This window comes from Phaeobacter sp. SYSU ZJ3003 (genome assembly GCF_041300735.1).
Classification (GTDB): domain Bacteria; phylum Pseudomonadota; class Alphaproteobacteria; order Rhodobacterales; family Rhodobacteraceae; genus Phycobacter; species Phycobacter gallaeciensis_A.
Window position 1 is genome coordinate 1 of the sequence record NZ_PXNU01000145.1, and the last position, 1058, is coordinate 1058.

Sequence of the window (1058 nt, forward strand, 5' to 3'; positions counted from 1 at the left end):
TAGAGCGTGTCGCGTTTAATCGGTTTTGTATCCTGCGGCCTTGAAGAAGTTGTAGCATTCCTCGTCGGTGAAGAGGTCGCAGACATGACCGACAGCCTGCCAAAGTTCATGGTAGGTTCGGGCTGCAGCCTTTCGGATCAGGGCCTTGAGCTTTGAGAAGGCCATCTCGATCGGGTTGAGGTCGGGACTGTAGGGCGGCAGGAACAGGAACCACGCGCCGATATCTCGCATGGCCTTGGCTGCGCCGGGGCTCTTATGGCTCGATAAGTTGTCGAGGATGACCACGTCGCCGGGACGCAAGGTCGGCACCAGCTGGGTCTCGATATAGAGGTCGAACAACTCGCCGTTCATTGCGCCATCGATCACCCACGGGGCATCGAGGCGGTCATGGCGCAGGGCACCGATGAAGGTCTGGGTGCGCCAATGCCCGAACGGCGCGTGATCGACCAGGCGTTGCCCGCGCGGGGCCCAGCCGGTGGTCTTGGCCATGTTCGTCTTGAGCGATGTCTCATCGATGAAAGCCAGCCTTTCCAAATGTCTGGCCATGAAGGGCTGGCGTTTGCCGATCCATATGCGGCGCAGATCGGCCACGTCCTGACGCTTCTGCTCAAGGGCTTGCAGGTCTTTTTTTGTGTGACAGCCCGAGCCTGAGCAGCAGCCGACCGACCGACGAGCGATGCACCTTCACCCCGTGTTTCGCGGCCAGTTCCGCGGTCAATTCGTCAATCGTCAGATCGGGTTGCGCCGTGATCCGGCTCTCCACCCAGCCTTTGACGCTGGTTAGTTTACCGCGCCCGGGATTGCCCTGAGGTTTCGGCGCGAGCGAGCCGGTCTCGCGCTTGAGCCGCACCATGTCGTTGACGAACTTGATTGACACGCACAGCCGCCGCGCCGCCTCTGTGTGCGTGTTACCCTGCTCGACAAGCCGCACGGCACGTTCACGCAACTCAACAGGATGCGGTTTGCCCATCTCTGCCCCCCATATCTGCCTGAAAGACATGAAATCATAGGAACAACATCAGGGGAATCCTGAATCTGGTCAGAGGCGACATGCTCTA

1 protein-coding gene is annotated in these 1058 nt (G+C 59.9%); it reads right to left on the bottom strand.

Going from position 1 to position 1058, the window contains the following annotated elements:
- Positions 1 to 15: 15 nt before the first annotated feature.
- Positions 16 to 970 (bottom strand): IS630 family transposase gene (locus tag C6W91_RS21125; RefSeq protein ID WP_370571609.1). Its coding sequence is split into 2 segments (ribosomal slippage): positions 16 to 630 and positions 632 to 970, totalling 954 coding nucleotides; the frame shifts between segments, so codons are not numbered across the junction.
- Between the last annotated feature and the right edge of the window lie 88 nt (positions 971 to 1058).